The sequence below is a fragment of the Pseudonocardia humida genome (assembly GCF_023898865.1).
Taxonomy (GTDB): Bacteria; Actinomycetota; Actinomycetes; order Mycobacteriales; family Pseudonocardiaceae; genus Pseudonocardia; species Pseudonocardia humida.
This window is the reverse complement of sequence record NZ_JAGSOV010000056.1, coordinates 20,566-45,091: the sequence shown is the minus strand read 5'-3', so window position 1 is coordinate 45,091 and position 24,526 is coordinate 20,566. Positions and strand designations below refer to the sequence as shown.

The following is a 24,526-nucleotide window of genomic DNA, read 5'->3' as shown; positions in this document are numbered from 1 at the left end:
CGACCGGTTCAGTCCGCCACAGCCAGCAGGCCGGTGCGCGGGTGGCAGTCGACGTACTCGAACCACTGCTCGTCCGGGTTGGCCACGGCCACCTCGTGGTAGAGCCGCAGCTCCAGCCCGTCGCGGCGGGCCGCGGCCAGCCTGCCGAACGCGCTGAAGATCGCCAGGTGCGTCGGGTGGGACTCCGACCAGCGCTCCAGGTCGGCCAGGCTGCGCCACCAGCCCACGCCGTAGCTGCGGTCGGTCGGTCGCCCGGCCGCGTCGACCACCCGCAGGTAGCGGTTGGCCAGGCAGCCGACGCCGCGGCCGCGGTCGCGCAGGAACTCCATGCCCTCGCGCAGCGCGGGCTCGATCTCCCCCAGGTAGGCCCGGCGCTCCTGGCCGCCGCTGTCGGTCCAGTCCTGCCCGGAGCGGATCAGGCAGACGCTGCCCCGCGGGCGGACGCGGACCCGGTCGCCGCGCCGCTCGACGTCCACGGGCCCGGGGTCGTGCAACGGGTCGACCTGCGAGGCGGGCATCCGGTCGCGCATGCCGCCCCAGTAGCCGTGCTCGCGCACCGGCCCGCTGAACCCGGCGGCCAGCACGGCCACCCCCTCCGGCCGGCTGCGCCTGCCGAAGATCGTCTCGTAGCGCTCGATCGCCGGGCGGACCACCTCGACCCAGCGCCCGTCGCCCGCTCCCCCGGACAGCCAGGCCTCGCGGTGGCGGGTGAACCAGCGGTCGAAGGCCGCGGTGTCGTCCCAGTAGCCGACGGCCACGACGTCGCGCGGGCCGCCCGGCTCGGGCCATGCGGGCACGGCGCGGTCGTGGTGGCGCGGGCCGTCCGGGGCGTTCATCGCCGCGTCGAGCCAGGCGGGCGAGCGGCCCTCCTGGGTGCCCAGGTACGCCATGACCAGCCGTCTGACCGAGGTGCGGTGTCGAGCCACGAACGAGGGGAACCTCGGTTCGTAGTCGTCGGGCACCCGCGGGTGCCGGACGCGCGGCACGCTCAGCTGCGGGGGGATGGCGGACTCCACGGGACCTCCAGCGGTGCTCGGGCAGGGGGCTGACTGCCGGCACGGACGCCGAGACTGCCACCCCTCCCGCGGCGGCGCGAGAGGGGTGGCGGGACGGACGAACGCCGGTGGGCCGGTCAGACCCCCAGTCGGTCGGCGAGCCGGGCCCGGTGCGACGACGGCGGGCCGAGCAGCAGCTGCGCGCTCTTGGCCCGCTTGTAGAACAGGTGCGCGTCGTGCTCCCAGGTGTAGCCGATGCCGCCGTGGTACTGGACCATGGCGACGGCCGCATCGAAGCAGGCCGGTCCGACGTAGGTCTGGGCCAGCGCCGCGGCCAGCGGCAGCTCGGCGCGGTCGTGGTCGGCGGTCCACGCGGCGTAGCGCAGCACCGAGACCGAGTGCTCCCACGCCGAGTAGACGTCGGCCAGCCCGTGCTTGACGGCCTGGTAGGAGCCGATCGGCCGGCCGAACTGCACCCGCACCTTCGCGTAGTCGACGGTCAGCTCCAGCGCCCGCGCCATGACGCCGACCTGCTCGGCGGCCAGCGCGACGGCGGCGAGGTCGGCGACCAGGTCGAGCGCGGCCGCCGGGTCGCTCGCGGCCAACCGCCGGGCCGGGGTGCCGGCGAAGGTCAGCCGGGCCATCGGGCGGGTGGGGTCGAGGGTGGTCAGCGCGGTGCGGGTGAACCCGTCGGCCCCGGCGTCGACGGCGAACCATCCGGGACCGTCGGATGTGCTCGCGTAGACCAGGACGACGTCGGCGACCGCACCGGCCGGCACGGGGGCCTTGGTGCCGTCGAGCCGCCAACCGCCGTCGCGCTCGGTCGCCGTGGTGGCGCCGCCCGACCGGTCCCACGCGGCGCCGCCCTCGGCCACGGCCACCGTCGCCACCCGCTCGCCACCGGCCAGCGCGGGCAGCAGCTCGGCCCGCGCGGCGGCGTCGTCGACAGCCAGCAGGGCGTCGGTGGCCAGCACGGCCGAGGCCAGGAACGGGGTCGGGGTGAGCGCCCGGCCCAGCTCCTCGAGCACCACCGAGCGCTCGACGTGCCCGCCACCCGCGCCGCCCAGGTCCTCGGGCACCACGAGCCCGAGCAGGCCGAGGTCGGCCAGCGACTTCCACAGCCCCGGGTCGTCGCCGCGCTCGGAGGCCATCACCTCGCGCACGGCCGCCGGGGACGAGCGGTCGGCCAGCAGCCTGCGGACCGCGGCCCGCAGGTCCTCCTGCTCGGCCTCGAGCACCAGCCTCATCGCGCGCCCCCCTGCGTGCCGACCCTCAGCTGCCGGAACGGGACGTCCCGGTCGACCTGCGGCTCCTTGGGCAGCCCGAGGATCCGCTCGCCGATGATGTTGTGCTGCACCTCGTTGGTGCCCCCGGCGATGCTGGACGCCGGGGCGGAGTTGATGCCCCGCGCGAGATCGGCTCCGTGGCCGTCCTCGGGGTCCCATGCCACGACGTCGGCCCCGGCCAGCTCGCCGGCCACGGCGATGGCCCGGCGCAGCTGCACCGCCGCGGCCAGCTTGGCCACCGAGCCGCGGGCGCCGGGCGGGTGCCCGGCCTGGGTCTCCTGGCGCATGCGGGCGTTGAGCAGCTCCAGGGCGCGCTCGTGGGCGTAGAGCTCGGCGAGCCGCTCGCGCTGGGCGGGGTCGGCGGTGGCGCCCTCGCGGCGGGCGAGCGCGAGCACGGCCTCGAAGCCCAGCGCGCTGCTGCGCGAGGGGCGCGACGCCCCGATCGACACGCGCTCGTGGCCGAGCATGGTCACCGCGGCCTGCCAGCCCCGGCCCACCTCGCCGATCACCGCGTCGGCCGGCAGGTGCACGTCGTCGAGGTAGACCTCGTTGAACGGAGACTTGCCCGACATGTCGCGCAGCGGGCGCACCGTCACGCCCGGCGCGTGCATGTCGAGGATGAACATCGTGATGCCGGCGTGCTTCACCTGGTCAGGGTCGGTGCGGGCGAGCACCGCGCCGTAGTCGGCCCACTGGGCGTTGGTCGTCCAGACCTTCTGGCCGTTGAGCACCCAACCGTCGTCGGTGCGCTCGGCCCTGGTCTGCAGGCTGGCGACGTCGGAGCCGGCGCCCGGCTCGGAGAACAGCTGGCACCACACCTCGTCGCCGCGCAGCAGCGGGGGCAGGTAGCGCTGCTTCTGCTCGGGGGTGCCCAGGTCGACCAGGGTGGGCCCGCACATGCCCATGCCGATCAGCAGCGGGTAGGTGGGCAGGTCGAGCTCGGCGGCCTCCTCGGCGAACACCTGCTGCTCGGCCGGCCCGAGACCCTGCCCGCCCACCTCCTTCGGCCAGGTGATGCCGGCGAACCCGGCCGCGAACAGCGCCGCCTGGTACTCCTTGGCCACCCGCAGGTAGTCCGCGGGCGGCAGGCCCGCGGTCGGGGGCGGCACGTTCGCGGCCAACCACTCCCGCACCCGGCTGCGGTACTCGCCGGAGCCCTTCTCCTCGACGACGGTCATGCGCGACGTCCTCCCACGATGTCGAGCGGCAACCCGGGCTCCGAATCTACTGATCGATCGTCCGGTAGGCGAGGGGTCGGCGTCAGGTCTGCAGGTCGCCCACCGCCGCGGCCAACGCGGCCAGCTCGTCGTCCCAGGTGCCGCGGGCGTCGACCGGGCGCAGCACGAACTTGGAGATGCCCCGCTCGACGAACGCCTCGACCCGCCCGCGCACCGCGTCGAGCCCGACCGGCAGCAGCTCGCGCGGGTCGACCCCGCGCGCCTTCGCGCGAGCCGCGGTCGCCGCGAGGCGCGCGTCGTCGGGTTCGGCGTGGGCGTAGCCGATGCTCATCCCGAAGTGCTCGGGGTCGACCTCCCGGCCGGCCGCGGCGGCCGCCTCGTCGATCAGCCGCTTGGCCTCGACGGCCTCGTCGACCGTGCAGAACGCACCCAGCCAGCCGTCGCCCAGGCGCCCGCAGCGACGCAGCGACGCCGGCGCGATCCCGGCCAGCCACGGCTCCAACGGCTGCTGCACCGGGCGCGGCTCGACCCGGACGCCGTCGACCTCCTCGCCGGCCCACCACCGCCGCAGCGCGGGCAGCGCCTCGTCCATCGCCCGCCCGCGCTCGGCGACCGGGACGCCGATCGCGTCGCGCTCGACGCCGTGCGCGAGGCCGGGCACGAACGTGAGCAGCAGCCGACCGCCGACCATGTGGTCGAGGGTCGCCAGCGACTTGGCCAGCCGCACGGGGTTGCGCCCCGGCAGCACCAGCGTCGCCCCCAGCCGTCGCCTCGGGTACCGGCCGGCCAGGGACGCCAGCGTGAGCAGCGGGTCGGGGGCGGGCGAGGTGAGCACCTCGGAGACCCACAGCGAGTCGAACCCGTGGCGGTCGACGGCGGCCAGCGCCGCCTCCGCGCCCTCGTCGGACGACTGGCCCAGACCGATGCCGATGCGAACCTTCACGGCCCCATCGTGCCCCGGCCCGCCGCGATCTCAGAGCGTGCCGCGGACCTGCTGGGCCAGCTCGATCGCCGTGGCCTCGTCCTCGCTGCCGCCCAGGTCCTCGGTGACGACCTGGAGGAAGCAGTCGCGGTCGCCGGCCACGAACTGGACTCCCCCACCGGGGCCCTCGCGCATGCCGTCCCCCAGCGAGCGCTCCTCGCCCACGGTCGCATCCCACGGCGGCAGCTGCCCGCCCGCCGCGGTACCGGGCCGGCCGATCTCCAGCGTGACCGAGTTGTAGGTGTCCGGGTTCTCCCACGCGCAGACGTTGCCGTTGATGCCGTCGTTCGGGACGCCGGTGACGCCCGGACCGAGGAGCGCCTCGACCTCCGCGGCGGGCAGCAGCGCGCAGACGTCCAGGCTCTCCTGCGGCGCACCGCCCTCGATGATGTCCTCGGCCTGCTGCTGGGCCTCGGCGAGATCGCCGGGGACCGACGGGCCACCGCCCTCGGGGGCCGCCGATCCGGTGACGGTCGAGCTGCAGCCCGCGAGCAGCAGCGCGGCCAGCGCCACCGGGACGAACACCCTGGACAGGGTCGAGCGCATGGGTCCTCCTGCGGACGGGCCGCCCGGCCGAGCGGTGCGGTCGGAGGATCACTCGCTCGACCCCACCACTTCGCAACACCCCGCGGCGAACCGGTGGCCGCGGGCTTCCGCGGCGCCGCGCCCTCCTCGCAGACCCAGGCGTGCCGCGCAGCCTCGGTGGGGTCGGCGCAGCCCGCCGGCGCGCCGCGACGACCGAGCCCGCGCTGCGAGACCCACCCAGCGCTGCGCCGTCCCCTCCCGGTCTCGGGCCCGTCGTCGCAGACCCAGGCGTGCTGCGCAGCGTTGGCTGGGTTGGCGCAGCCCGCCGGCGCGCTGCGAGGCCCCATCAGGGGCTGCGACGACGGGCGAGTTGGCGGAAGCGGCCACGGGGTCGTGCCGACGTCGGAAAGCTGACCGGATGCTGATCGTGCGACGCGGAGAACTGATCGCGGCCGGGTACGAGCCCGACGAGATCCGGCAACGGCTGCGGTCCGGAGAGCTGGTCAAGGTACGACCCGGGGCCTACGTGGGCGACGCCCTGCCCAGAGCACCCGAGCAGCGACATCGGCTGACGGTGCGGGCCGCGGTACCCGACCTGGCCGCGGAGACGGTGATCAGCCACGTCTCGGCCGCGGTGATGTGGAACGTGCCGACGTGGGGCATCGCGCTGGACCGGGTGCACGGCACGCGGCCCAGGCGGTCGGGTGCGCGGCGGGGGCGGGCCGTCCACCTGCACGCCGCACCACTCGAACCGCACGAGGTCGCCGTCGTCGACGGGATCGCCGTCACCTCACCCGCGCGCACGGTCGTCGACATCGCCCGCTCGGTGCCGTTCGAGCAGGCCGTCGTCCTGGCCGACCGCGCCTTGCACAGCGGTCTGGTGCACGCCGACGACCTCGCCGCCGCGCTCGCGAGCGCGGCGCACCGGCCCGGGAGCCCCGCCGCGCGCAGGGCCCTGCACTTCGCCGACGGTCGCAGCGAGAGCGTCGGCGAATCCCGCAGCCGGACTGCGATCGCCGCTGCCGGGCTGCCGGTGCCCGTCCTGCAGTGGGACGTCCGCACGCAGGCGGGCACCTGGCTCGGTCGTGCCGACTTCGGCTGGCCGGAGCGGGGTGCGGTGGGCGAGTTCGACGGTCGGATCAAGTACAGCCGCGAGCTGCACCCGCACGTCGAGGCGGGGGACGTCGTGTTCGCCGAGAAGCGCCGCGAGGACGCGCTGCGCGACGCCGGCCTGCGGGTCGTGCGCTGGATCTGGTCGGACCTCGACGACTTCACCTCGACCGCCGACCGCCTGCGCCGAGCCCTCGGCATCCCGACGTCCGGAGCCCGGACGCCGAGGTGACCACCTCGCAGCGCAGGGTGGGTCGTCGCAGACCGCAGGCGCGCTGCGACGACCCACCCAAGGCTGCGCAGCACACGTGGGTCTGCGAGGACGCGCCCGAAGCCGGGCCGCGAGCTCGCAGCGCAGGGTGGGTCACGCAGCGCAGGGTGGGTCGTCGCAGACCGCCGGCGGGCTGCGAGGTCCCAGCCGGATCTGCTACGCCGTCGCAGGGCTGCGCGGTCAGACGACTGAGAGCAGTCGGACGAGCAGGGAGGCGATCGTGCCGACGACGTAGGTCAGCGCGGTGTAGGTGGTGAAGGGGAACCGCCGGTACCGGCCCCGCACCGGGACCAGGAACCCCAGCGCCACCACCGCCATCACCACGGCGAACACGAGCCCGACGACCACCCGGTCGAACGCCGCGTACGCCAGCACGGCCAGCGCGAAGACCAGCGCGTTCACCACCAGGACGGCCAGCGCCCCGCGCCCCATCGGCTCCGCCGGGTTGCGGCGCTCCACCACCAGGACGGCGAGGTTCATCAGCAGCGCTCCGGCGAAGAACATGGTGTTGCCGGTGTAGAAGTCGTTGATGAACAGGCCCGCGCACAGGTCGCCGGTGGGCTCGTCGAAGTCGCAGTGGGTCTGCAGGGTGAACGAGCCGAGCTCGTGCACGCCGTTGCCGGTCGCGTAGAAGTAGGCGCCGACCACGAACAGCAGGAACGGTCCCAGCGACAGCGCTCGGAACCGGCGCGAGACCTCGTGGAGCATCAGGGCGAGCACCGCGGCGGTGATCGGGATGATCACGGTCATCTGCACCAGCTCGTGCAGCCGCAGGAAGCGCGCCGGCTCCAGGAACACCTCGGTGGTGAACGAGAACCGCTCCACCGACACCAGCACGACGGCCAGCGACGCGGCCGTGAACAGCCGGTTCATCCTGGTCATGACGGCGGTGCGGGACGGCATGGCGATCATGCTGGCAGCCCGTCCGGCGCGGGCCCCGAGCACGACGGCGACGGCGGCCGGACGGTGCAGCGGCGGCGGCCGAAAGCCGGCGTTGACCTCGACCGGACCTCAGCTCCTGGCGTCGGTCGCGACGGGATGGAGATCGGCATGGCGGATGTGCGGACAGTCGTGGTCACCGGGGCGACGGGGACGGTCGGCGGGCGGGTGCCGGCCCAGCTGGCCACCCAGATCGTGCGGGGCCAGCTGGCGATGGCCGAGTCGCCGGAGCCGATGAGCGCCGACGTGGCGCGGATCCCCGGCCGCCCCGCCCTCCCGTACGCGCGGTGGGCCCGCGACCACGCCGCCGACTTCCGGTGACCCCCGGTCGTCGGTGGGGTCGTCAGGACGCAGGCGACGGCGCCCCGAACACCGCGAGCGTGTTCTGGCCGCGGTCGGCGACCTGCACCGTCGCCCGCAGCACGACGTGGCGCAGCGGACCGCCCTCCCCCTCGATCCGCTCGTGGGCCAGCCGGGCGGCGGCCCGGCCCATCTCCCGGGTGGGCAGCCGGGCCGAGGCCACCGCCAGCGGCGAGACGTCCTCGGGCAGCGACTGGTCCATGCTGGCCAGCTCGATCGGGCCGGGGAACCCGCTGGCCATCGCCAGCAGGTCGGCGGCGGTCTGGGTCAGGGTGGGGCCGTTGCCGCAGATCAGCGCGGTGGGCGGGTCGGGGGCGTCGAGCAGCGAGCGCAGCCGGTGGCGGCGCACGGCGGCCTCGAGCCCGACGTACTCGCGCAGCGCGGAGCGCTCCGGCAGCTCGGGCAGGCCGCGCTCGCGCAGCGCGCGGTAGTGGCCGGAGAGGCGGTCGCGCACGCTGGTCACGTCGGCCTCGCTCCACAGCAGGGCGACGCTGTGGTGGCCGCGGTCGAGCATGGCCGCGGTGATGTCGTAGCCGACGGCGAAGTCGTCGAAGAGCACGGCGTCGGTGGGCAGGCCGGGGAAGTACCGGTCGACGACCACGACCGCGACGCCGGTCCGGCGCAGCTCCTCGACGGCCCCGGCGGCGGTGGACCGGTCGCGCGGGAACAGCACGACGCCGCGGCTGGTGCCCTCGGCGCTGCGCCGCAGCACCTCCTCCTCGTGGGCGATGCCGCGGGTGTGCTCGATGGCCAGCGCGTAGCCCAGTGCCGCGGTCTCCGCGGCCAGCCCGGACAGCAGGCCCGCCTCGTGCGCGCTGGACGAGTCGGGCCCGATGTAGGTGATCTCGCGGCGGCGCGACGGGGGCGAGGTCGCCGGGCGCTCGGCCACGAACGTGCCCCTCCCCCGGCGCCGCACCACGACGCCGTCGGCGACGAGCTCGTTGAGCGCGCGGATGGCGGTGGTGGTGGAGACGCCGAACCGCTCGACGATCTCGCGCTGGGTGATGAAGGGCTGGTCCGGCGAGAACTCGCCGCGGGCGATCGAGGCCAGCAGCTCGCCCTTGACCCAGGCGAAAAGGGCGACACCGGGGGGCGGCGCGAGCGGCAGGCGCCCGTCTGGAGCAGTCACCTGGTCCTCTCCTGTCGGCGCGAGCAGAGCATACGTCCGGGATCTTGCCGCAGGACTTGACGCATTAAAGGGCGAATCCTACCGTCGGCCGCACATCGACGCGAAGGGTTTAACTCCTCGGGTCGCGGGTCTCGACGGGGAGGGCCATGCACGACGATCGGGTTCTGGTCGAGCAGCGGATCGCGCGCATCCTGCGGGAACGCCTGCTGCCGGCGGTGCACGGCGAGCGCGCCCCGCTGCGGGTCGAGGTGTGGCATGCACCCGGTGAGCCGGTCGCCGCCGTCGAGGCGATCGGCGCGACGTACCGGCCGGTCGAAGCGGGCGAGGCGTGGGGCCCGGCGTGGGGCACCAGCTGGTTCCACCTCACCGGCACCGTCCCGACCGGCTGGGCGGGCCGCGCGGTGGAGGCCGTGGTCGACCTCGGTTTCCCCGCCGAGCGCGACGGCTTCTCCGCGGAGGGCCTGGTGCACCGCCCGGACGGCACCGCGGTCAAGGGGCTCAACCCGCGCAACACCTGGGTGCGCGTCGCCGACAAGGCCGAGGGCGACGAGCGGGTCGACCTCTACGTCGAGGCCGCGGCCAACCCCGAGCTGCACGAGGGCGTCGCCAGCTACCTCGGCGACGTCGAGACCGCGGGCGACCAGCCGCTCTACCGGGTGCGCCGGATCGAGCTGGCGGTGTTCGACGAGCAGGTCTGGGAGCTGGTGCGCGACGTCGAGGTGCTCGCCGGGCTCATGCACGAGCTCAGCCCCGACGAGCCGCGGCGCTGGAACATCCTGCGCGCGCTGGAGCGCGCCCTGGACGGCGCCCTCGACCTGCAGGACGTCCCCGGCTCGGCGGCCGCGGCCCGCGCGGTGCTCGCCCCGGCCCTGGCCGCTCCGGCGAACGCCAGCGCGCACCTGGTCAGCGCGGTCGGCCACGCGCACATCGACTCGGCGTGGCTGTGGCCGCTGCGCGAGACCGTGCGCAAGGTCGCCCGCACCGTCTCCAACGTCACCGCGCTCATGGACGACGACCCGGAGTTCGTCTTCGCGATGTCCTCGGCCCAGCAGTGGGCGTGGATGGAGGAGCACCGCCCCGACGTCTGGGCGCGGATGCGGGAGAAGGTGGCCACCGGCCAGCTGGTGCCGGTCGGCGGGATGTGGGTCGAGTCGGACACCAACATGCCCGGCGGCGAGGCGCTGGCCCGCCAGCTGGTGCACGGCAAGCGCTTCTTCCTCGACCGGTTCGGCATCGAGACCTCCGAGATCTGGCTGCCCGACTCATTCGGATACACCGCGGCGTTCCCGCAGCTGGTGCACCTGTCGCGGTCGCGCTGGTTCCTCACCCAGAAGATCTCCTGGAGCCAGTTCAACCGGTTCCCGCACCACACGTTCTGGTGGGAGGGCCTGGACGGGTCGCGGGTGTTCACCCACTTCCCGCCGGTGGACACCTACAACGCCGACCTGACCGGCCGCGAGATTGCCCACCTGGTGCGCAACTTCTCCGACAAGGGCGCGGCCAACCGGTCGCTGGTGCCGTTCGGGCACGGCGACGGCGGCGGCGGCCCCACCCGGGAGATGCTCGGGCGCGCCGCACGCCTGCGCGACCTGGAGGGCTCGGCCAGGGTACGCGTCGAGCCGCCCGCGCGGTTCTTCGAGCAGGCCCACGAGGACTACCCCGACGCCCCGGTCTGGGTCGGCGAGCTCTACCTGGAGCTGCACCGCGGCACCTACACCAGCCAGGCCGAGAACAAGCAGGGCAACCGGCGCGCCGAGCACCTGCTGCACGAGGCCGAGCTGTGGTCGGCCACCGCGGCGGTGCGCACCGGGCACCCGTACCCGCACGAGGAGCTGGACCGGATCTGGAAGACGGTGCTGCTGCACCAGTTCCACGACATCCTGCCCGGCTCGTCGATCGCCTGGGTGCACCGCGAGAGCCGGACCACCTACCGGCGGCTGTTCGCCGAGCTGGAGGAGATCGTCGGAGCCGCCCAGCGCGCGCTGGCCGGCGACCCCGACGGCGGCGGCGAGGTCGTGTTCAACGCCGCGCCGCACGCCCGCGACGGCGTCCCGGCCCGCGGCGCCCAGCCGGCCCGGACCACCGGGGAAGCGGTGTCCTGCACGTCCCGCGACGGCGGTTTCGTGCTGGACAACGGGTTGGTCCGGGCCACCGTCGACGCGCGCGGGCTGCTGGTCTCGGTGCTCGACCTGGGCACCGACCGGGAGGTCGTCGCGCCCGGCGCGGCGGCGAACCTGCTGCAGATCCACCCCGACCTGCCCGCGCACTGGGACGCCTGGGACGTCGACCACACCTACCGCCGCACCACCACCGACCTCACCGACCTGGACGCGATGGCGCGGGTCGACGAGCCGGGGGGCGCGGTCGGCGTGCAGGTCAGGCGCACGTTCGGCGCGTCGAGCGCCACCCAGACGATCGCCCTCGCACCCGGTGCGCGTCGCGTCGACCTCGACGTCGAGGTCGACTGGCACGAGACCGAGACCTTCCTCAAGGCCGCGTTCCCGCTCGACGTGCGCGCCGAGCGCTCCACGGCCGAGACCCAGTTCGGGTACCTGCACCGGCCGACCGACGTGAACACGTCCTGGGAGTTCGCCCGCTTCGAGATCTGCGCGCACCGGTTCCTGCACGTCGGCGAGCCCGGCTTCGGCGTCGCGCTGGTCAACGACTCGACCTACGGCCACGACGTCACGCGCACCGTGCGCCCCGACGGCGGCACGACCACGACCGTGCGGCTCTCGCTGCTGCGCGCGCCGCGCTACCCCGACCCGGAGACCGACCAGGGCGCGCACCGGATGCGCTACGCCCTGGTCCCGGCGGCCGACCTGCTCGACGCCACCCGCGAGGGCACCCGCATCAACCTGCCGCAGCGGCGGGTCCCCGGCGGCGCCACCGTCGAGCCGCTGGTGGGCGTCGACCACGCGGGCGTGGTCGTCTCGGCGGTCAAGCTGGCCGACGACGGCTCGGGCGACGTGGTGGTCCGGCTGTACGAGGCGCTGGGCGCCCGCGCGCGGGCCCGCCTCGAGCTGGGCTTCCCCGCCGCCGCGGTCGAGGTCACCGACCTGCTGGAACGACCGCTGCCCGGCGCCGACGACCCGGTCCTCGACGGCGGCGGGGTGGCGCTCGCGCTGCGCCCGTTCCAGGTGCTGACCCTGCGGTTCACCCGCTCCGACTGACCCCGACACCCCACGGCACATCGACCCGACGGAGGGCGAGATGGCAACTCAGGTGGACAGGCCCGCGAGATGGCGCGGGATGGTGGCCATGGCCGCGGCGGGGGTGCTGGCCGCCGGGCTCACCGCGTGCGGCAGCGATTCCGGCGACGGTGACGCGAACACGATCACGGTCAGCTACCGGCAGTGGGGCGACTCGCGGATCCAGGAGAACTACCTGACCGGGGTGAAGACCGAGTTCGAGAAGGCCAACCCCGGGGTCACGGTGCAGCTGGAGCCCGTGGTCGCCTCCGAGGACGACTACTTCACCAAGCTCCAGCTGCAGATGCGCTCGCCGCGGACCTCCCCGGACGTGGTCTACGAGGACACCTTCTTGATCAACTCCGACATCGAGGCCGGCTACCTGCGCCCGCTGGACGACCAGCTGGCCGACTGGCCGGAGTGGGAGCGGTTCACCGAGACCGCCAAGGGCGCGGGCAAGGCGCTGGACGGCAAGACCTACGGCATCCCGGACGGCACCGACACCCGCGGCCTTTGGTACAACAAAGAACTATTCGCCCAGGCCGGCCTGCCGGCCGACTGGCAGCCGCGCACCTGGGACGAGGTGCTGACCGCGGCCCGCGCGATCAAGGCCGCGCTGCCGGGCGTCATCCCGTTCAACATCTACGCGGGCAAGGCCGTCGGCGAGTCGGCGTCCATGCAGGGCTTCGAGATGCTGCTCTACGGCACCGGCGACACGCTCTACGACGACGCCAGCCAGAAGTGGGTGGTCGGCAGCAAGGGCTTCACCGACTCGCTGCAGTTCATCAAGACCGTCTACGACGAGGGCCTCGGCCCGTCGGCGCAGCAGGTGCTCGACCCGAACTGGAACAACACGGTCAACCAGCAGCTGCTGCCGCAGGGCAAGGTGGTTATCAGCCTGGACGGCTCGTGGATCTCGCAGAACTGGCTGGACACCGGGGCCGCGCCGTGGCCGCAGTGGAGCACGGTGCTGGGCAACGCGGCCTGGCCCACCCAGCAGGGCCAGGCGCCCGGCCGGGTGAGCATGTCCGGCGGCTGGACCTGGGCGATCCCGCAGAACTCCGACAACCCCGACATGGCGTGGCAGCTGATCGCCCTGCTCGGCGACAAGGACCGCCAGCTGAGGTGGGCCGTCGACAACGTGCAGATCCCGGTGCGCGACGACGTCGCGACCGACCCGAGCTACCTGCAGGCGAACCCGACCAACGAGTTCTTCGCCTCGCTGGTGCCGATCACCACCTACCGCCCGGCGTACGCGGTGTACCCGCGGATCTCCAACGAGATCCAGGTGGCCACCGAGACGGTGATCACCGGCGGTGACGTCGCGGCGGCCGCGCAGGCCTACGACGAGCAGGTCCGGGCCATCGCCGGCGACGCGGTGCAGCCCGCGCCGTGACGGCGTCGACCATAGGTCGCACGCAGGGTTCCGACCGCCGCATGGCGGCGGCCGGGACCCTGCTGCGGGGGCTGCCGCTGGTGCCGTCGGTGGTGCTGCTGGTCGCCTTCCTGGCCGGGCCGATCCTGTACTGCATCTACTCGGCCTTCACCGACATGGCGCTCACCGGCTCGTCGAGCACCGAGTTCGTCGGCTTCGACAACTTCGTGCGCGCCTTCACCAGCCCGGCGTTCGGCCAGTCGGTGGTCTACACGGTGATCTTCACGGTGGTCTCGGCGATCATCGGGCAGAACGTGCTGGGCATGCTGCTGGCGCTGCTGATGCGCTCGGGCGCGAAGGTGGTGCGGGCGCTGGTCAGCGCCATCGTGATCGGCGCCTGGGTGCTGCCCGAGGTGGTCGCGGGCTACCTGTGGGTGGCGTTCCTGGGCCCGGACGGCTCGCTCAACGGCTGGCTGATCGGGCTCGGGCTGCCCACCCAGAACTGGCTGTTCACCACCCCGATCCTGGCCGTGTCGCTGGCCAACATCTGGCGCGGGACGGCGTTCTCGATGCTCGTCTACTCCGCAGCGCTCTCCGAGGTGCCCAAGGAGATCGAGGAGGCCGCGGTCGTCGACGGCGCCGGCCCGTGGCGGAAGCTGGTGTCGGTGACGCTGCCGATGCTGCGCCGCACCATCGCCACCAACCTGATGCTGATCACCCTGCAGACGCTGTCGGTGTTCGGGCTGATCTGGACCATGACCAAGGGCGGGCCCAGCGACCGCAGCATGACCCTGCCGATCTACGCCTACCAGCAGGCCTTCCAGTTCTCCGACCTCGGCTACGGCACCGCGCTCGCCCTGGTGCTGCTGCTCATCGGCGGCGTGTTCTCGGTGGTCTACCTGCGGGCCCTGCGGCTGGAGGAGAACCCCTGATGACCGCGACCGATCTCCCCAGTCGGCCCCGCGCGGCGAAGGCCCCCGCGGCGCCGACCACGGCCCGGCCGCATCGGCGGTGGGTGGGCCGGAGCGTGGTGAACGCGGTGCTGCTGGTCATCGCGGCGGGCTACGTGGTCCCGCTGCTGTGGGTGCTGCTGGCCGCGTTCAACGGCACCGCGGGGCTGGGCGTCGACTGGCCCGCGCCGTGGACGCTGGACAACTTCCGGGCCGTGCTCGACGAGGACACCACCTACCGCCCGATGTGGAACGGGCTGGTGCTGTGCGGCAGCGCGACGATCATCACGATGGTCTGCTCGGTGCTGGCCGCGTACCCGCTCTCGCGCTACCGGTCGCGGTTCAAACGGCCGTTCCTGCTCACCGTGCTGTTCAGCACCGGGCTGCCGATCACCGCGATCATGGTGCCGGTCTACGGGCTGTTCGTGCAGCTCAACCTGATCGACACGACCAGCGGCACGATCCTGTTCATGGCCACCACGGCCCTGCCGATCGCCATCTGGCTGGCCAAGAACTTCATGGACGCCGTGCCGATCGAGCTGGAGGAGGCGGCCTGGACCGACGGCGCCTCGCCGATGAAGGCGCTCCGGCACGTGGTGCTGCCGCTGATGTGGCCGGGCCTGGCGGTGGTCGCGCTCTACACCTTCATCGGGCTGTGGGGGAACTTCTTCGTCCCGTTCATCCTGCTGCTGTCCAACGACCAGCTGCCGGCCTCGGTGAGCATCTACACCTTCTTCAGCCAGTACGGGCAGGTCGTCTACGGCGAGCTGGCCGCGTACTCGCTGCTGTACTCGCTGCCCGCGGTGCTGCTCTACCTGCTGCTCTCGCGCAGGCTCGGCGGCGCCTTCACCTTCGGCGGCGCGGTGAAGGGCTGACCCGCCGGTGGTCGCACCGACCTCGTCCCCCACCGCGCGGAGACCCCCGATCATGCCGCCGACCGCGGCGATCGCGCTCGGGGATAACGTCGGGGTACGAGGCGGGACCGGCTGGGACCCGCCGCAGGTGCCAGGAGAAGGATCGTTCCCCGTGACCGATTCGCGAACGTCGGACGCCGGTGCTCGAGGGCCGGGGTCGGCGATGCTGAGGCGGGGCACCGCCAGCGCCCGGCGGCGGCTGCGCAACGCGGTGGGAGCGCTGCTCACCCGGGCCGCCCCGGTGGCGCTGCGGCTGCTGCCGGCCATCTCCGTCGTCCCGCTGCGGCGCGACGGCATGGACCCGATCCCGCGCCTGGGCAGGCTACGGGAACGCTCGCCGGTCAGCCGCATCCCGGTGCCGCTGCGCGCGGGCGCGTGGCTGGTCACCGGCTACGAGCAGGCCCGCGAGGTGCTCGCCGCGCCGTCCACGACGTTCAGCACCGACTACCTCAACTTCGCCCGCGCGGTCGGCCTGCCCTCGCAGAACCACCCCGGCGGTCTGGGCTTCACCGACCCGCCCGAGCACACCCGGCTGCGCCGCGTGCTGACCCCGGAGTTCACCGGCAGGCGCCTGCAGCGGCTCGTGCCCCGCATCGAGGCGGTGGTCGCCGAGCAGCTCGACGCGCTGGCCGAGCAGTCCGGCCCGGTCGACCTCGTCTCGGCGTTCGCGTTCCCGGTGCCCTCGCTGGCCATCTGCGAGCTGCTCGGCGTCCCCTACGAGGAGCGCGCCGACTTCCAGCGGCTGAGCACGTCGCGGTTCGACCTGGCCGACGGGGCCAACGCGGCCGTCGGCGCGGTGGAGAGCGGCGTCGACTACCTGCTGCGGATCATCCGCCAGCAGCGGGTCGCCCCGGGCGACGGCCTGCTCGGGCGGCTGGTGCGCGACCACGGCGACGAGTTCACCGACCGCGAGCTCGCCGGGCTGGCCGACGGCCTGCTCACCGGCGGGCTGGAGACCACGGCCAGCACGATCGCCATGGGCGCGCTGCTGCTCATGCAGAACCCCGAGCTGTTCGAGCAGATCCGCACCGACGACGCCGCGGTGGAGCCGTTCGTCGAGGAGCTGCTGCGCTACCTCAGCGTGGTGCAGGTCGCGTTCCCGCGGGTCGCGCTGAAGCCGGTGCGGATCGGCGACCGGGAGGTCAAGCCGGGCGCGGTCGTGGTGTGCTCGCTCAGCGCGGCCAACCGCGATCCCGCGCTGCGCCCGGACGCCGACCGGTTCGACCCGTCCCTGCCCTCGACCCGCCACCTGGCCTTCGGCCACGGCATCCACCGCTGCGTCGGCGCCGAGCTCGGCAAGATCGAGCTGCGCGCGGCGCTGCCCGCGCTGGTGCGCCGGTTCCCGCACCTGCGGTTGGCGGCCGACGCGGGTTCGCTGCCGTTCCGGCGCAGTTCGATCGTGCACGGCATCGACAGCCTGCCGGTCCGGCTCGGGCCACCGGCCGGCTGAGCCGCAGCGGCCCCCGGTGCCCGATCCCGGGCGCTCTGCTGGGCTACCGTCGGAGCCCATGGGGCGAGTCGCGGACGGCGGCGCCCGCCGGGGCGCCGCCACCGACCCGGCGTCGCGCCACCGCGTGGCCACGGCCGCCTGGGTGGCGCTCGCGATCGGCGCCGCGATCGGCGCGGGCGCACTGGGCGGGGCGCTGGTCGGGTCGGGCCTCGGCGTCCGGATCGGGGCGACCGCCACCCGCGCGGGCGCCGACGTCGCCGCCGTCGTCTGCGTCGGGCTGACGCTCCTCGGCCTGCTGCTCCCGCTCGGCGCGGTCTCCCTGCCCGGCGCCGCCCTGCGCGACCTGGTGCGCGTGCAGCGCCGCGCCGACCGCGTCCTCGTCGCCGCGGCCGGTGCCTGGCTCGTGCTGCTCGTCGTCGGCGTCGCCCTGCGCGCGGCCGACGCGCTGGGCCGCCCGCCGCTGCAGCTCTCGGCCGGCGAGGTCACCGCATGGGCGACCCGGCTGGGTGCCGGGCGGGGCATGCTGCTGGCCGCCGTCTGCGCGGCCGCCGTCCTGGGCTGCGCCGTGGCCCGGGTGCGCCGCCACGACGCCGTCCCGGTGCGCGTGGCGGCGCTCGTCGCCGTGGTCGGGACCGTGCTGCCCGCGCTCACCGGGCACTCCGGCGCCGATCCCGACCACCAGCTCGCCGTCGTCGCCGTCGCGCTGCACGTGGGCGCGGCCGCGCTCTGGGTGGGCGGGCTGGCCGCGCTGCTGGTGCTGGTCGCCCGCCACCGCGCGCTGCTGGACAACACCCTGCCCCGCTTCTCCACGCTGGCCGCGGGCTGCCTGCTCGCGGTGGCCGCGTCCGGGGTGCTCAACGCCCTCACCCGGCTCGACGGCTGGGCGTCGCTGTGGAACACCGGCTACGGCGGGCTGGTCGTGGCCAAGACGGTCCTGCTGGGCGTGCTGGCCGGGCTCGGCGGGCTCACCCGCCGCAGGCTGCTGGCCGGCCGCACGCCGGTGCTGCGCTGGGCGGGCGCGGAGGTCGCGGTGATGGCCCTGGCCGTCGGCGTCGCCGCCGCCCTCAGCCAGACCCCGCCCCCCGACGGCTCCCACTCCGGGCACGGCGCGGCGCCCGCGGCCGGCCACGCCGACCACGCCGCCGCCGGCCCCACCGGCGAGCTGAACCTGTGGGCCGTGCAGTCGGGCGCGCTCGGCACCGTCGTCGTCGACACCCGGTACCGGCTCGTCTACCGCAACGACCGCGATTCCCCCCGGCCCCCCACGTCGACCTGCCTCGACGCCGCGTGCACCGGCACCTGGGCGCCCCTGCTGACCGACGGCCTGCCCGTCGTCGGGCGGGGAGTCGACCAGGCCCGCATCGGCGCCCTCGACCGCCCCGACGGCGGGCGGCAGGTCACCCTCGACGGCTGGCCCCTCTACCTGCGCGTCGGCGAGGCCCCCGGCCTGGCCACCACCGGCGCGAACGGCACCGACGGCGTCTGGTTCGCGATCTCCCCGACCGGCGCGAAGGCCGCTCCCGGGTGACCGGCCGGTCCTCGCCTTGGTCCTGAGTCGGACGGGGCCCTCACGCGGCCCCGATCTCCCCGGCGATGGCGTCCCCCAGCTCCCGCGTCGTCCCCCGCCCACCCAGGTCCGGCGTCAGCGGCGCCCGCGCGGGGCCCCGCGCCAGCACCCGCTCCACCGCGCCCAGCACGTCCGCCGCCGCCTCGGCGTGCCCCAGGTGCTCGAGCATCATCGCGCCGCACCAGATCTGCCCGATCGGGTCGGCGATGCCCTGGCCGCTGATGTCGGGCGCCGAGCCGTGCACCGGCTCGAACAGGCTCGGCTCCGCGCCGGTGGGGTTGATGTTGGCGCTGGGGGCGATGCCGATCGTGCCGGTGCAGGCGGGGCCGAGGTCGGAGAGGATGTCGCCGAACAGGTTGCTGGCCACGACCACGTCGAACCAGTCGGGGTGCAGCACGAAGTTCGCGGTGAGGATGTCGATGTGGAAGCGGTCGACGCGGACCTCGGGGTACCGCTTCGCCGCCACCTCCACCCGCTCGTCCCAGTACGGCATGGTGATCGAGATGCCGTTGCTCTTGGTCGCCGAGGTCAGGTGCTTCTTCGGGCGGGAGTCGGCCAGGTCGAAGGCGAACCGGAGGATGCGGTCGACGCCCGTGCGGGTCATCACCGTCTCCTGGACGACGAGCTCGCGGTCGGTCTCGGCGAACATCTTGCCGCCGATCGCGGAGTACTCGCCCTCGGTGTTCTCCCGGACCACGTAGAAGTCGATGTCGCCGGGGCCGCGGTCGGCCAGCGGGCTGCGCACGCCGGGCATCAGCCGGCACGGGCGCAGGTTGACGTACTGGTCGAAGTGGCGGCGGAACTGCAGCAGGCTGCCCCACAGCGACACGTGGTCGGGCACGACGGCGGGCCAGCCGACGGCGCCGAAGAAGATGGCGTCGTGCGGGTGCAGCCGGTCGTACCAGTCGTCGGGCAGCATGGCGCCGTGGCGCTGGTAGTAGGTGGCGCTGGCGAAGTCGAACGAGACGAACTCCAGGTCCAGGGAGTGCGCCCGGGCGACCGCCCGCAGCACCTTGAGCCCCTCCGGGACGACCTCGTTGCCGATGCCGTCGCCGGGGATCACCGCGATGGAGTGCCGGGTCATTCCCGGGAGTCAACCAGGCGCCGCCGTTCGGGCAACCCCTGCTCGGCCCACTCGCGCAGGGTGGCGGCCCGGATCTTGGTGCCGTTGGTGCCCGACGTGGTCGGCATGGCCTCGACGACCTCGACGCGGGCCGGCACCTTGAACCGGGCCAGCGTGGCCGCGCACCAGTCGCGCAGCTCGTCGGGGGTGGCGGTGGCGCCGTCGCGGAGCACCACGAACCCGACGGCCTGCGGGGTGCCCTCGGCCGACCGCGCGCCGACGACCTTCGCCGTGGCGACGTCGTCGTGCGCGGCGAGCCGCAGCTCGATCTCGGCCGGGGCGACCAGGAAGCCGCTCAGCCGCAGCACGTCGCCCATCCGGCAGACGAACTCGACGCCGCCGTCGGGGTGCCGCACGGCGAGGTCGCCGGTGCGGAACCAGCCGTCGGCGGTGAACGCCGCCGCGCCGGCCTCCGGGGAGCCGAGGTAGGCGTCGACGACGGTGGGCCCGGCGACGAGCAGTTCGCCCTGCTCGCCGTCGGGCAGCGGGTCGCCGGTCTCCGGGTCGCCGATCCGCACGCGGACGGCCGGTGAGGCCGGGGTGCCACCCCCGGTCCAGCGGCGCGGCGCCGGGGTGTCTGCGGGCCAGACCAGGGTCAGCGCGAACACCTCGGACGAGCCGTAGACGCCGCTGGCCAGCGCCCCGAACTCGGCGGCGGCCCACTCGGCGATCTCCTCGACGCGCCCGATGAAGTCGGCCAGCCCGACCCAGCGCAGGCGCGGCAGCGCCACCGGGGCCGCCCGCCAGGCGTCAAGCAGCCGGGAGACCATGTCGTCGCCGCCGACCACGTGGGTCGCCCCGTGCGCGGCCATCGCGGCCAGCGTCGCGGGCGGGTCGAAGACCGGCTCCAGCAGGCAGGCCGCACCCCCGGCGAGCGCGGCCACCGCGGTGGAGAAGCCGAAGACGCCCGACAGCGGCACCACCACCGTCACGACGTCGCCGGGGCCGATCCCGAGCCGCGCCGCGTCGGCGGCGCCGTGCTCGACGACCGCCCGCTCCCGGTGCGCGGCCAGCTTGGGCAGCCCGGTCGAGCCGGAGGTGGTGAACGCGACGGCCAGGTCGGTGCCGTCGCGGTCGGGGGCCGCGGCGGGGGTGGCGGCCGGGTCGACCAGCGCGGTGCCGCCGCCGACGTCGAAGGCCGCCGGATCCGGGGCCGCCCCGCCGGGTCCGGCGACCGGGACGACCAGCGGTGGCGGGCCGTCGACCTCGGCCACCGCCCGTCGCAACCGGGCGACGAGGTCGAGGTCGTGGAAGCCGGCCGCGACGGCCAGCACCCCCGGCGCCGCCCGGCGCAGCACGTGCGCGACCTCCTCGACGTTGTAGCGCGTGTTCAACCCGATGACGTGCGCGCCCAGGCCGCTCGCGGCGAACTGCCAGGCCAGCGCGTCCGACCAGTTGGGCAGCCAGACGCCGACGCAGTCGCCCGGGCCCACCCCGGCCGCGGCGAGCAGCGCGCGCACCGCCCCGGCGTGCTCGCGCAGCGCGGCCCGCGAGACGGGTCGGAAGCCGTCGTCGACGCGGTCCAGCGCCGCCGTCGCGTCCGGGTCGGCGGCGACGAGCCCGTCCAGCAGGCCGGTGAGGGTGCCGGTCACGTCGTCGTTGATCGCCATGCCTGCACACTCCCACCGGCACGACCCCGTGCCCAGCCCGTCGTGGTCACCCGGGCGCTGCTAGCGTCCCCGTGCGCACTGACCCGCCGGCCGCGGCCCTTGGTTAGGATCGCCTAACTTGTCGAGCCGATCGTCGGGGGAGTCGTCATCGCACGCGCACGCAGTTCCAGTCCTGTCCGCGATGACGGCTCCGGGCTGCGATCGGTCATCCTGCGCCGGCGCCGGGCGAGCGTGATCGGCGCCGCGCTCTGCTTCGTGGGCCACCAGGCGTGCGAGGCCACCGTCCCGTTGGCCATCGGCCTGGCCATCGACGCCTCGGTGGCCTCCGGCGAGCCCACCGCGCTGGTGCTCACCCTGGCCGGGTTGATCGCGCTGTTCGGCGTGCTGACCATGTGCTACCGCTGGTTCGCCCGGCTCGCCGGCGCTGCCGAGATCGACGAGGGCCACCACCTGCGCACGGAGCTCGCGGGGCGGGTGATGGGCGGGCGTGGCGTGCGGCGGCGCCATGGCGAGCTGCTGTCCATCGCCTCCTCCGACGCCGACCTGGCCGCGGGCGCGGTCGTCTGGGTGTCCGGGCTGGCCGGCGCGACGGCCGCGCTGGCCGTCAGCTCGGCGATCCTGCTGGGCATCGACCTGCGGCTGGGCGCCGGCCTGATCGTCACCGCGGCCGCGGTGACGTTCGCGCTCAACGCGCTCTCGCCATGGCTGTCGCGCCGGGTCGAGACCCAGCAGGAGACGCTGGCCGCCGCGTCGGCGCTGGCCACCGACCTGGTCACCGGCCTGCGCGTGCTGCACGGGCTGGGCGCCCAGCGCAACGCCGCCGCCCGCTACCGGGAGGTGAGCCGGCACGCCGAGCGGGCGGGCGTGCGCGCGGGAGCGGCCAAGGCGGTCCAGCTCGGGGCGACCGTGCTGGCCGGCGGCATCGTGCTGGCGGTGTCGGCGGCCGCGGCCGGGCTGCTCGCCCTGGACGGCGCCATCACCGTCGGCTCGTTCGTGGCCGCCGTCGGGGCCGCCCAGTTCATCTCCGAGCCGCTGGCCGGCATCGGCCTCCACCTGCAGATCGGGGCCTCGGCCAAGGCCAGCGCGGGTCGGGTCGCCGCGGTGCTGGCCGAGGCGCCCGACGAGCCCGGCGCGACCGCGGACGACGACGCCCCCCTCGAACTCGACCTGCGCGCCGGTGAGCTGGTCGGCGTCGTGGCCCGGCCGGCGGTGGTCGAGCGGGCCGTCGCCGCGCTGCGCGGTGATCCCGGCGCCCGCGGCGCCGTCCTGCGCGTCGACGGCGAGGCCGGCCCGGTGCACGTCGAGCCGCACCGGCCCGACCTGTTCGCCGGCACCATCGCCGACAACCTGGCCCTCGGGCGCCCCGCGGACGACGCCGCGCCACCGGATCCCGGGCCCGCGGTGGCGGCGGCCGGGGCCGCCGAGTTCGTCGACGCCCAGCCCCGGGGCCTGGCCGAGCCGGTGCGCGACCGCGGCCTGAGCCTGTCCGGCGGCCAGCGCCAGCGCCTGGCACTGGCCCGCGCCCTGCACGCCGACCCCCCGGTGCTCGTGCTCGTCGAGTCGACCACGGCCGTCGATTCGGTCACCGAGGAGATCGTCGCCGACGGCATCCGCAGCCTGCGGCACCCGGCCGGCGCCGGGCGCACCACCGTGGTGTTCACCACCAGCCCGGTCCTGCTCTCCCGCACCGACCGGGTCGTCGTGGTCGGCGAGGACGGCGCGTCCGTCACCGGCGGGCACCACGACCTGCTCGTCCGCGACGCCGGCTACCGGGCGGCGGTGCTCGGATGAGCGGCACCGACGGGGCGCAGCCCGCCCCGGGGGTCCGGCTGCCGCTGGCGACCGGGCGCGAGGTGCGCCGGGTGATCGGCACCTACGTGCGCGACCGGCGCGGCCCGGCCGTCGCCACCGTCGCGCTGGCCGCGCTGGCCTCGGCCGCGGGCCTGGTGGCGCCGTGGGCGGTGGGTCGGATCGTGGACACCGTGCTGACCGGCGGGGAGCCCGGCGCGGTGGTCGCCTCGGCCGTGCTGGTCGGTGCGGCCGGGCTGCTCGGCGCGGTGCTCACCGCGGTCAGCGCGGCGCTGGTCGTGCGGATCGGGCAGCACGTGCTGGCCCGCCTGCGCGAGCAGACCGTCTCGTCCGCCCTGCGCCTGCCCGCGGGCGAGCTGGAGGAGAGCGGGCGCGGCGACCTGCTCAGCCGGGTCGGCGACGACGTCGGCGTCGTCGCCGACGTGGTCACCCGACTGCTGGCGCCCCTGGTCGGGGCGCTGCTGACCGTCGCGCTGACGGTGGCCGGGCTGGTCGCCCTCGACCCGTGGCTGGCCGTGGCCGGGCTGACGGCCCTGCCGGTCTACGCGCTCTCGCTGCGCTGGTACCTCCCGCGGGCCGGGCGCCGGTACGCGGCCGAGCGGGCCGCGTTCGCCGACAGGGCGGAGGCCCTGGTGTCCACGTTGGACGGTCTGCGCACCGTGCGCGCCTACGGCGCCGAGACCGCGCACGCCGAGCGGATCACCGCCTCCTCGGCCCGGGCCCGCGACATCTCCCGCGACGTGCTCTGGTTCGGCACCGCGTGGGGCAAGTGGATGAACATCGCCGAGCTGGTCGGGCTGGCCTCGATCGTGGCGGTCGGGTTCGCGGTGGTGGCCGCGGGCACCGCGACCGTCGGCGAGGTGACCGCGGCGGCGCTGTACTTCCACCGCATGTTCAACCCGATCGGGATGATCATGATGAGCTTCGACGAGCTGCAGTCGGCGGTGGCCAGCCTGTCCCGGATCGTCGGCGTCGTCACCGCAGCGCCGGAACCGACCCCGGCCCCGGCCCAGCGGCCGACCGGCGAGGTCCTCGCCCGCGGCGTCAGCCACCGCTACGCGAGCGCCGAGGTCCTGCACGACGTCACGGTGGCGCTGGCCGCGGGCGAGCGGGTGGCGCTGGTCGGGCCGAGCGGCGCGGGCAAGTCGACGCTGGCCGTGCTGCTCGCCGGGCTGGCCGCGCCCAGCGCGGGCGAGGTGACCGTGGGCGGCACCCCCGTCGAGCGGTTCGGCTCGGCGAGCCCGAAACCGGTCGTGCTGGTCTCCCAGGAGGCGCACGTGTTCGCCGGCCCGCTGGCCGACGACCTGCGCCTGGCCCGCCCCGACGCCACCGACGACGAGATCGAGCGGGCGCTGAAGACCACCGGCGCCGACGCCTGGGTCGCCGCCCTGCCGCAGGGGGCGCGGACCGTCGTCGGCGAGCTCGGCCACAGCCTCACCCCCGAGCAGGCCGCGCAGGTCGCGCTGGCCCGCGCGCTGCTGGCCGACCCGGTGGTGGTGGTCCTCGACGAGGCCACCGCGGAGTCGGGCAGCCGCAGCGCGACCCGGCTGGAGGACGCCGCGGACGCCGTCCTGGACGGGCGGACCGGCCTGGTCGTGGCCCACCGGCTGCGCCAGGCCAGCCGCGCCGACCGGATCCTGGTGATGGCCGACGGCCGCGTCGTCGAAGCGGGCTCGCACGAGGAGCTGCTGGCCGCCGGTGGGCACTACGCCGAGCTCTGGGCGGCCTGGCAGGTGTGAACCCGACCGGTCGGGGCACGATG

Annotated in this window: 19 protein-coding genes; 10 read left to right on the top strand and 9 right to left on the bottom strand. The window is 75.0% G+C overall.

The features are described from left to right. Window positions 1-8: 8 nt before the first annotated feature. From KDL28_RS26610 to KDL28_RS26590, 5 genes are all read right to left on the bottom strand, one after another. A complete protein-coding gene (locus tag KDL28_RS26610; protein ID WP_252442744.1) occupies window positions 9-1,016 on the bottom strand; it encodes a phenylacetaldoxime dehydratase family protein in 1,008 nt (335 codons plus the stop codon). 116 nt (window positions 1,017-1,132) lie between these two features. Next, a complete protein-coding gene (locus KDL28_RS26605) occupies window positions 1,133-2,242 on the bottom strand; it encodes an acyl-CoA dehydrogenase family protein (RefSeq protein ID WP_252442741.1) in 1,110 nt (369 codons plus the stop codon). Next, a complete protein-coding gene (locus KDL28_RS26600; protein WP_252442735.1) occupies window positions 2,239-3,459 on the bottom strand; it encodes an acyl-CoA dehydrogenase family protein in 1,221 nt (406 codons plus the stop codon). The genes KDL28_RS26605 and KDL28_RS26600 overlap by 4 nt, the downstream gene beginning before the upstream one ends. 82 nt (window positions 3,460-3,541) lie before the next feature. After that, entirely contained in the window at window positions 3,542-4,402 is an 861-nt protein-coding gene (locus KDL28_RS26595; protein WP_252442733.1) for an LLM class flavin-dependent oxidoreductase, read from the bottom strand. Between the two features lie 30 nt (window positions 4,403-4,432). Next, the gene (locus KDL28_RS26590; RefSeq protein ID WP_252442731.1) at window positions 4,433-4,987 is read right to left on the bottom strand and encodes a DUF3558 family protein; all 555 of its coding nucleotides are present in this window, start codon (window positions 4,985-4,987) and stop codon (window positions 4,433-4,435) included. Between the two features lie 397 nt (window positions 4,988-5,384). Between KDL28_RS26590 and KDL28_RS26585 the strand changes: the two genes are divergently transcribed. Continuing rightward, entirely contained in the window at window positions 5,385-6,308 is a 924-nt protein-coding gene (locus tag KDL28_RS26585) for a type IV toxin-antitoxin system AbiEi family antitoxin domain-containing protein (protein WP_252442729.1), read from the top strand. Window positions 6,309-6,527: 219 nt separating this feature from the next. On the opposite strand, the gene KDL28_RS26580 is transcribed toward KDL28_RS26585, so the two are convergent. After that, window positions 6,528-7,250 (bottom strand): hypothetical protein, encoded by a 723-nt coding sequence (locus tag KDL28_RS26580; RefSeq protein ID WP_252442727.1) that lies wholly within the window; start codon window positions 7,248-7,250, stop codon window positions 6,528-6,530. A gap of 147 nt (window positions 7,251-7,397) precedes the next feature. Here KDL28_RS26580 and KDL28_RS26575 point away from each other — a divergent pair, with 147 nt between their 5' ends. Then, the gene (locus KDL28_RS26575; protein WP_252442725.1) at window positions 7,398-7,607 is read left to right on the top strand and encodes an L-threonylcarbamoyladenylate synthase; all 210 of its coding nucleotides are present in this window, start codon (window positions 7,398-7,400) and stop codon (window positions 7,605-7,607) included. Between the two features lie 22 nt (window positions 7,608-7,629). Here the strand turns inward: KDL28_RS26575 and KDL28_RS26570 are convergent, their stop codons facing one another. Next, the gene (locus KDL28_RS26570) at window positions 7,630-8,775 is read right to left on the bottom strand and encodes a GntR family transcriptional regulator (protein ID WP_252442723.1); all 1,146 of its coding nucleotides are present in this window, start codon (window positions 8,773-8,775) and stop codon (window positions 7,630-7,632) included. A gap of 146 nt (window positions 8,776-8,921) precedes the next feature. Between KDL28_RS26570 and KDL28_RS26565 the strand changes: the two genes are divergently transcribed. The 6 genes from KDL28_RS26565 to KDL28_RS41160 all read left to right on the top strand — a co-directional run bounded on the left by KDL28_RS26565 (window position 8,922) and on the right by KDL28_RS41160 (window position 18,183). Then, complete coding sequence (locus KDL28_RS26565) at window positions 8,922-11,948, top strand: alpha-mannosidase (protein WP_252442721.1); 3,027 nt, start codon at window positions 8,922-8,924, stop codon at window positions 11,946-11,948. A 40-nt stretch (window positions 11,949-11,988) separates the two neighbouring features. Beyond that, complete coding sequence (locus KDL28_RS26560; protein ID WP_252442719.1) at window positions 11,989-13,362, top strand: ABC transporter substrate-binding protein; 1,374 nt, start codon at window positions 11,989-11,991, stop codon at window positions 13,360-13,362. 41 nt (window positions 13,363-13,403) lie between these two features. Beyond that, window positions 13,404-14,273, top strand: a complete 870-nt coding sequence (locus tag KDL28_RS26555; protein WP_252442717.1) for a carbohydrate ABC transporter permease — start codon at window positions 13,404-13,406, stop codon at window positions 14,271-14,273. Then, window positions 14,273-15,166, top strand: a complete 894-nt coding sequence (locus KDL28_RS26550; protein ID WP_252442714.1) for a carbohydrate ABC transporter permease — start codon at window positions 14,273-14,275, stop codon at window positions 15,164-15,166. The genes KDL28_RS26555 and KDL28_RS26550 overlap by 1 nt, the downstream gene beginning before the upstream one ends. Before the next feature lie 202 nt (window positions 15,167-15,368). Then, a complete protein-coding gene (locus KDL28_RS26545; RefSeq protein WP_252442708.1) occupies window positions 15,369-16,655 on the top strand; it encodes a cytochrome P450 in 1,287 nt (428 codons plus the stop codon). 58 nt (window positions 16,656-16,713) lie between these two features. Further along, window positions 16,714-18,183, top strand: a complete 1,470-nt coding sequence (locus tag KDL28_RS41160) for a CopD family protein (RefSeq protein ID WP_305882245.1) — start codon at window positions 16,714-16,716, stop codon at window positions 18,181-18,183. A 40-nt stretch (window positions 18,184-18,223) separates the two neighbouring features. Here KDL28_RS41160 and KDL28_RS26535 read toward each other — a convergent pair whose 3' ends face one another. Continuing rightward, entirely contained in the window at window positions 18,224-19,306 is a 1,083-nt protein-coding gene (locus tag KDL28_RS26535) for a tartrate dehydrogenase (protein ID WP_252442706.1), read from the bottom strand. Next, entirely contained in the window at window positions 19,303-20,955 is a 1,653-nt protein-coding gene (locus tag KDL28_RS26530; RefSeq protein WP_252442704.1) for an AMP-binding protein, read from the bottom strand. Before KDL28_RS26530 ends, KDL28_RS26535 begins: the two co-directional genes overlap by 4 nt. Before the next feature lie 231 nt (window positions 20,956-21,186). On the opposite strand from KDL28_RS26530, the gene KDL28_RS26525 reads away from it, so the two are divergent. Together KDL28_RS26525 and KDL28_RS26520 are read left to right on the top strand one after the other, a co-directional pair. Beyond that, window positions 21,187-22,746, top strand: a complete 1,560-nt coding sequence (locus KDL28_RS26525; protein ID WP_252442702.1) for an ABC transporter transmembrane domain-containing protein — start codon at window positions 21,187-21,189, stop codon at window positions 22,744-22,746. Further along, on the top strand, window positions 22,743-24,503 hold the full coding sequence (locus KDL28_RS26520; protein WP_252442700.1) for an ABC transporter ATP-binding protein: 1,761 nt from the start codon (window positions 22,743-22,745) through the stop codon (window positions 24,501-24,503). Before KDL28_RS26525 ends, KDL28_RS26520 begins: the two co-directional genes overlap by 4 nt. Window positions 24,504-24,526: the final 23 nt, after the last annotated feature.